A 6,779-nucleotide genomic window follows, 5' to 3' on the forward strand; every position below is an offset into this window, starting at 1 on the left:
CTCAGTTGGCGCTCTGCGTCGGGAGGTGGCCGCCGCCCGCGAAGGGCAGCGCGGCGATCCTGTCCACGGCCCCCGCGACGGCCGCGGGCGGCAGCAGCCCGGGGCCGCGGCCGCGTACGAAGTCCGCGAAGGTCTCGGCGGTGGTGTACTTCGGCTGGAATCCCAGCGTCTCGCGCATCTGGTCCGTCGACACGGCCCGGCCGTGGGTGAGCAGCCGGATCTGCTCCGGCGAGAAGTCCGTCACTCCCAGCGTACGCACGGCCGTACCGGCCCAGGTGACGGCGGGCAGCAGCAGCGGCACGGTGGGGCGGCCGAGCCGACGCGAGCACTGCGAGAGGAGCAGGACGCCGTCGCCGGCGACGTTGAACGTCCCGCTGTTGAGGGTGCCGCGCCTGGGCTCGTGGGCGGCGATCCGCAGGACCTCGATCACATCGTCCTCGTGCACGAACTGCAGCCGCGGGTCGTAGCCGAAGACGGTCGGCAGGACCGGCAGCGAGAAGTACGAGGCGAGCGGCGAGTCGGCGCTCGGGCCCAGGATGTTGGCGAACCGCAGCACGCACACCGCCACGTCCGGCCTGCGGCGGGCGAAGCCGCGCACATAGCCCTCCACCTCGACGGTGTCCTTCGCGAAGCCGCCGCTGGGCAGCGACTTGGGCGGGGTCGTCTCGGTGAACACGGCCGGATCCCGCGGGGCCGAGCCGTACACGTTCGTACTGGACTTCACGACCAGCCGCTTCACCGCGGGGGACTTCTGGCAGGCGCCCAGCAGCTGCATCGTGCCGATGACGTTGGTCTCCTTGACCGTGGTCCGGCTGCCGCTGCCCAGTGCGGTCGCGGTGACGTCCATGTGGACGACCGTGTCGGCGCCCGTCTCGGCGAGCACCCGCGCGATGGTGGGCTGGCGGATGTCGGCCCGGATGAAGTCCGCGGCGCCCAGGTGGTGCTCGGGTGGCACCGCGTCCACGGCTACGACCCGGTCCACTTCCGGATCACGCTGGATCCGTCGTACGAACCGGCCGCCCAGCCGTCGGGCCACTCCGGTGACGAGCACGACCTTGCCCAAGTTCAGCGCCTTCCTTCCGCCTCGCCGTTCTCTGGCTCGTACCCTGCCGTGTTCCCCCCGTGCCGCCAACCTAGCGGGTCGATGTTGCACTGTGATGACCCCCCGATGCGTGACGTGACGAGAAAGTGCGGTCGTACCACCATGCGGGCGTGGGTGGGGCTGTGTGCGTACGCCTGTGGATCGGGCCCGGGGTGCGGGCGGGCTCGACGCCCGGGGCGGCCGCGGTGGGGCGGGCTCGACGGCCCGGGGGTGGCCGCGGGGGGGTCCGAGCGCGCCCGGGAGCGCCCGGGAAATGCGTGTGGCCCCCCACCAGATGTGGGGGGCCACAGCCACGCCATCGCGGGGCCTTCCACTAGAAGTGGCGGCCCGCGGCGCTTACTTCTTGTTGCGACGCTGAACGCGCGTGCGCTTGAGCAGCTTGCGGTGCTTCTTCTTGGCCATCCGCTTGCGCCGCTTCTTGATAACAGAGCCCACGACTACCCTCGCTCACTTCTCATCACTCGGTGTTTGGGCGCCATGGGCCCACACGACCTACGAGGGGCTAGCCTACCCGCCCGAGCGCTGAGGTCGTAATCGAGGTGAGCGAGGAGATCCACAAGCGACCGGTATTGCCCTGTCGTGCCCGGAACGGATCTCCTCGCGGAGGCGTCGTCAGACGGTTTCCACCCCCACGTAACTGTCACGCAGGTATTCGTGTACCGCTTGCTCCGGGACACGGAACGACCGCCCGACCCGGATCGCGGGCAGATGACCGCTGTGCACCAGCCGGTACACGGTCATCTTCGACACTCGCATCACCGAGGCGACCTCCGCCACGGTGAGAAACTGAACCTCGTTCAGAGGCCTCTCGCCAGCTGCAGCCATGACACACCTGAACCTTCCGCACTCGACGGCCACCGGCTTCCCCTTCCGGTGACTCTTCGTCGTTGCGTGCTCACTCCCCAATGTAGGGGCGGGTGATGCGAGTGGGGAAGAGGTGCACCCATCGGCGGCCTACTGTGACAGACACGCTCGATTGAGTACGTAGCGGGTAAGCGGGCGGTAGTAAGCGGACCGCACACCGTCATCAAGCGGAACGACGACGGCCACGACGCCCTCCGCCTCGCCCACGAAGGGCGCGGGGTCGTCGGTGTCGGCCAGCCCGATCGCCTCGAACCCCAGCTGACCTGCTCCGCAGACCCAGCCGTGATCTCCGATGACAAGCTCCGGGAGAGGGCCGCCGGCCTCCGCGGCGACGGCGAGCGCGAGACGAACCGGCAGTGGTGAGTGGGTGTGTGCGCCGGTCGCACAACCGGGGCTCCCGGTGCCGGGGCTCCGTACCAGCGCGACTCCTCGTACGTAGTCGAGGTAGTGCGTGCGTAGGCCGAACCGGGTCGTTATGTCGACACAGCGACCCGTCGCCGGGGTGAGGACAGTACAGCCGGCTGTCGACAAAGCGTCTGCGAGGGCGGTGTAGAAGCCCAGCAGGCGGTGCGGGTGCCCGGTGCCCAGCAGCACGGGCGCCCTTCGCCGGGCGGCGGCGCCGACCCGCTCCGCGAACGCGTCCAGCGCGGTGAGCGTGCGGTGCGGGTCGATCACATCATGCCCCGAAGTGCAGCCCGGATCGGCCGAAACCCCACACTTCTCCGCCATGAGCGCGATCAACTCCCGGATCCCCCAAGCGCATTCGGGGTCGAGTCCGATCAACGCCCGGGGGTCGCGTGCCGCGAACAGCCGGTAGCTCCGCAGGCTCTCCTCCCGCGAAGTCCCCACCGGCCCGGCGATCCGGGCGGCGAGAAGATGCTCACGCAGGGCACGGCGGCTCACCATGACGGCGATGGTGACGGAGGGCGGCACGGCCCGCGCCCGAAACGAACGAACTGCGCACGGTTGGCGTAACGCGGGGGTGCCTGCGGCGGCCTGCTCGTGTTCGGTGGGGGTTGTTGTGGCGCGTTGTGTGGGTGGGAGGTGCGGGGCCGGGGCGGGGGGTGTCCGTCCTCGGTCCGCCGTTCTGGTCTCTTACGTCGGCTGAGGGCGTCTCGCGCCGTCCGCTGCGGGCGGACACCCCCCACCCCGTCCCCTCCCCGCCGTACGCGCCTTCCCGACGCCCTTCGCCCCCGCTGCGGGCATGCGTGCCGCCCGGCGCGGCACGGGTGGGCGCACCGGCACCCCGCCGACGCCGACTCGCACACCGCGCCGCCACTGCGGGCATGCGTGCCGCCAGGGGCGGCACGGGTGGGCGCAGCGGCACCCCACCGACGCCGAGTCGCGCACCGCCCCCGGCCCCAGCCGCGCACCGCGCCGCCACTGCGGGCATGCGTGCCGCTCGGGGCGGCACGGGTGGGCGCAGCGGCACCTCGCCGCGCCGAGTTGCGCACCGCCCCGACCCCAGCCGCACACCGCGCCCCCGCTGCGGGCATGCGTGCCGCCAGGGGCGGCACGGGTGGGCGCAGCGGCACCCCGCCTACGCCGAGTTGCGCACCGCCCCTGCCGCAGCCGCGCCGCCGACCCCGCCCCACAAGGCGCACGCCCCGCGGACCCGACCCCTACGCCAACAACCCCCGCAGCGGAAACACCGCCCGCCGGGCAGCGAGGACCGCCTGGTCCAGACGGTCGGCCGGGTCGTAGCCGGCCTCCCAGTCGGCCCAGGAGACAGGCCACCGCCCGTCGGTCATCCGCAGAGGCGCCAACTGCCGCGTACGCGCGTACACCTCCTGCCGCCAGCTCTCGGGAATCACCGTCTCCGGCGCGATCTCCCGCCCCGCGGCGATCCCGACAAGATGCGTCCAGGACCGGGGAACCACGTCCACCACCGCATACCCGCCCCCACCGAGCGCGACCCACCGCCCCTCGGCGTACTCGTGCGCCAGCGAATGGCAGGCGACCTGAACCGCCCGCTGCGCGTCCAGGGACACGGCGAGATGAGCGAGAGGATCCTCGAAGTGCGTGTCGGCCCCGTGCTGGGTCACCAGCACCTGCGGCCGAAAGTCGGCGATCAGCTCGGGCACGACGGCATGGAAGGCCCGCAACCACCCCGCGTCCCCCGTCCCCGCGGGCAGCGCCACATTCACGGCACTCCCCTGCGCGGACGCCGCCCCCGTCTCCTCCGGCCACCCCGTCTGGGGGAACAGCGTCCGCGGATGCTCATGGAGGGAGATCGTCAGCACCCGCGGGTCCTCCCAGAACGCCGCCTGCACCCCGTCCCCGTGATGCACGTCGACATCGACGTACGCCACCCGCTCCGCCCCCAGCTCCAGCAGCCGCGCGATCGCGAGCGAGGCGTCGTTGTAGACGCAGAACCCCGCCGCCGCCCCGGGCATCGCGTGATGCAGCCCGCCGGCGAAGTTCACCGCGTGCGACACCTCCCCGCGCCACACGGCCTCCGCCGCCTCCACTGACATGCCCGCGATGAGCGCGGACACGTCGTGCATTCCGGCGAACGCCGGATCGTCCAGCGTCCCGATCCCGTACGACCCGTCCGCCGCCCCGGGATCGAGGGACGCCCCCTTCACGGCCTGGATGTAGTCCTGCCGGTGGACGAGCCGCAACGTCGATTCCCCCGCCGGCTTCGCCGCCACGACCTCCACCTCGCGGTCGAGCGCGAACGCGTCGATCAATCGCCGGGTCAGCGCCAGCCGGACCGGATCCATCGGATGCCCCGGCCCGAAGTCATACCCCGTTACTGCCTCGTCCCACATCAGCTGTGCGCGGCCGCTCATGCCCGCCACCGTATCGGTCCGGTTGAGCGGCGAACGACCGGGCATACCCGAGCGTCACCAGCACCAACACCATCGGCACCAGCATCGCCCCGCGATAGCTCCACGCGTCCCCGAGCGCGCCCACCAACGGCGAACCGATCAGGAATCCCACATAGTTGAAAATGTTCAGCCGCGCGACAGCCGCGTCCGAGGCCCCCGGGAACAACCGCCCCGCCGCCGCGAACGTCTGTGGCACCAGCACGCACAACCCCAGCCCCACCAGCGTGAATCCGAGCATCCCCAGCCATGCCCCGGGCGCCGCGGCGACCACCGCGAACCCGCCCGCCGCCACCAGCGCCCCGCCCCGCACGACCGCCACCGCGCCGAACCGCCGCACCCCGAAGTCCCCGAGCGCCCGCCCCACGAGCGTGGTCACCATGTAGACGTTGTACGGGACCGTCGCGGCCTGCTCCGAGCTGCCGAGGACGTCCTGGAGATACTTCGCGCTCCAGTTGGACACTGTCGAGTCCCCGATGTAGGCGAACGTCATCACCAGACACAGCGGCAGCAGCACCTTGAACACCACGCCCTGGTCGCCACCGGAGCCGTCGCCCCTCCCGACTGGCCCCCCGTCCCCGTCGACGTACCACCGGCTCCCCACCAGGCACAGCGGCACCAGCACACACACCACCGGCAGATACGACGCCCACAGCGCCAGCTCCCAGTGCGCCCCCGCCCACGCCAGCGACGCCCCGAGAATCCCGCCCAGGCTGTACGCCGCGTGGAACCCGAGCATGATGCTGCGCCCGTACGCCCGCTGGAGACTCACCCCGAGCATGTTCATCGAGGCGTCCAGCGCCCCGACGGACAGCCCGAACGCCGCGAGCGAGACGGCCAGTTCGGCCATACGGTCGCCCGCCCCGACCCCGAGGAGCGCCAGGAGCACGACCGGCTGGGACCAGCGCAGCACCACGCTGGGCGGTATGCGCCGCACCAGCCGCTCGGTCCCCACACTGCCCGCACCGGCCAGCACCGGCACGGCGGCGAGGAAGGCGGGCAGCAGGGCGTCGGAGACCCCGTACCGGTCCTGGATGGCCGGAATGCGCGTCACGAGCAGAGCGAAGGCGACACCTTGAGCGAAGAATCCGAACGCCAGCGAGGCCCTGCCGCGGCGGAGCACATCAGTCATGGCGGGCAGCGTAGGGCCCCGTGGTCCGCCTGGATACGGTGAAGCTGAACTTTCCTCAGCTTCAGCCGAGCAGCGCGTCCAGCTCCTCCATCGAGGAGAACAGACCGGTCGCGGCCGCGAGCTTCTCGGCCGGCGTCATCGCCGTGAACCCGTACACGTCCATCCCCGCCGCCCCGGCCGCCTGGACGCCCAGCGGGCTGTCCTCCACGACCACACAGCGCTCGGGCGCCACCCCCATACGGGCCGCCGTGTGAAGGAAGAGGTCCGGCGCCGGCTTTCCGCGTCCCACATCCTGCGAGCTGAAGATCCGCCCGTCGTCGAACCAGCGGTCCAGCCCCGTCGTCCGGTGCCCCACCCGGATCCGCTCATGACTCCCCGAGGACGCCACGCAGTACGGCACCCCGTTCTCGGACAGCCGCCCCAGCACCTCCGCGGCCCCGGCCACCGGCTTCAGCTCCCGCTCGAACGCCTCGAACACCCGCGCGTGGAAGACGTCGTCGAAGTCCGCCGGCAGCCGCTGCCCCGTCCGCTCCTCGATCAGGTCGTGGATCCGGTGCATCGCGGACCCCATGTAGTCCCGGATGGAGTCCTCGTACGTCGTCGGATGGCCCACCTCGGTGAGGTATTCGGCCAGCAGCCGGTTGGAAATGGGCTCACTGTCGACGAGCACACCGTCGTTGTCGAAGATCACGAGGTCATAGCGCATACCAGGAGCCTAAACGCAGAAAACCCCGCACCGTAATCGGTGCGGGGTCTTCTTCAATGATTGTTCGGCGGCGTCCTACTCTCCCACAGGGTCCCCCCTGCAGTACCATCGGCGCTGTAAGGCTTAGCTTCCGGGTTCGGAATG

The 6,779-nt window shown here is 71.2% G+C and carries 7 protein-coding genes and 1 rRNA gene; all 8 read right to left on the bottom strand.

What is annotated here, in order from left to right; genetic code table 11:
* Position 1: 1 nt before the first annotated feature.
* Complete coding sequence (locus ABZZ79_RS38100; RefSeq protein ID WP_356697005.1) at positions 2–1,063, bottom strand: NAD-dependent epimerase/dehydratase family protein; 1,062 nt, start codon at positions 1,061–1,063, stop codon at positions 2–4.
* A gap of 375 nt (positions 1,064–1,438) precedes the next feature.
* Positions 1,439–1,537 carry an AURKAIP1/COX24 domain-containing protein gene (locus ABZZ79_RS38105; RefSeq protein ID WP_003948845.1) on the bottom strand — a complete coding sequence of 33 codons (99 nt, stop codon included), beginning with the start codon at positions 1,535–1,537 and terminating at the stop codon, positions 1,439–1,441.
* 177 nt (positions 1,538–1,714) lie between these two features.
* Complete coding sequence (locus ABZZ79_RS38110) at positions 1,715–1,927, bottom strand: helix-turn-helix domain-containing protein (RefSeq protein WP_158712621.1); 213 nt, start codon at positions 1,925–1,927, stop codon at positions 1,715–1,717.
* A gap of 129 nt (positions 1,928–2,056) precedes the next feature.
* Positions 2,057–2,872 (bottom strand): phosphatase, encoded by an 816-nt coding sequence (locus ABZZ79_RS38115; protein WP_356697007.1) that lies wholly within the window; start codon positions 2,870–2,872, stop codon positions 2,057–2,059.
* Positions 2,873–3,588: 716 nt separating this feature from the next.
* Entirely contained in the window at positions 3,589–4,761 is a 1,173-nt protein-coding gene (locus tag ABZZ79_RS38120; protein ID WP_356697009.1) for an acetoin utilization protein AcuC, read from the bottom strand.
* Positions 4,712–5,929 (bottom strand): MFS transporter, encoded by a 1,218-nt coding sequence (locus ABZZ79_RS38125; protein WP_356697011.1) that lies wholly within the window; start codon positions 5,927–5,929, stop codon positions 4,712–4,714. Before ABZZ79_RS38125 ends, ABZZ79_RS38120 begins: the two co-directional genes overlap by 50 nt.
* Positions 5,930–5,990: 61 nt before the next feature.
* Positions 5,991–6,635: an HAD family hydrolase gene (locus tag ABZZ79_RS38130; RefSeq protein WP_356697013.1), complete on the bottom strand. Its 645-nt coding sequence runs from the start codon at positions 6,633–6,635 to the stop codon at positions 5,991–5,993.
* A gap of 62 nt (positions 6,636–6,697) precedes the next feature.
* Positions 6,698–6,779: ribosomal RNA gene (gene rrf, locus ABZZ79_RS38135) — 5S ribosomal RNA — on the bottom strand; the annotation flags it as partial.

Origin of the sequence: Streptomyces sp. NPDC006458 (assembly GCF_040612135.1) — a bacterium.
Taxonomy (GTDB): Bacteria; Actinomycetota; Actinomycetes; order Streptomycetales; family Streptomycetaceae; genus Streptomyces.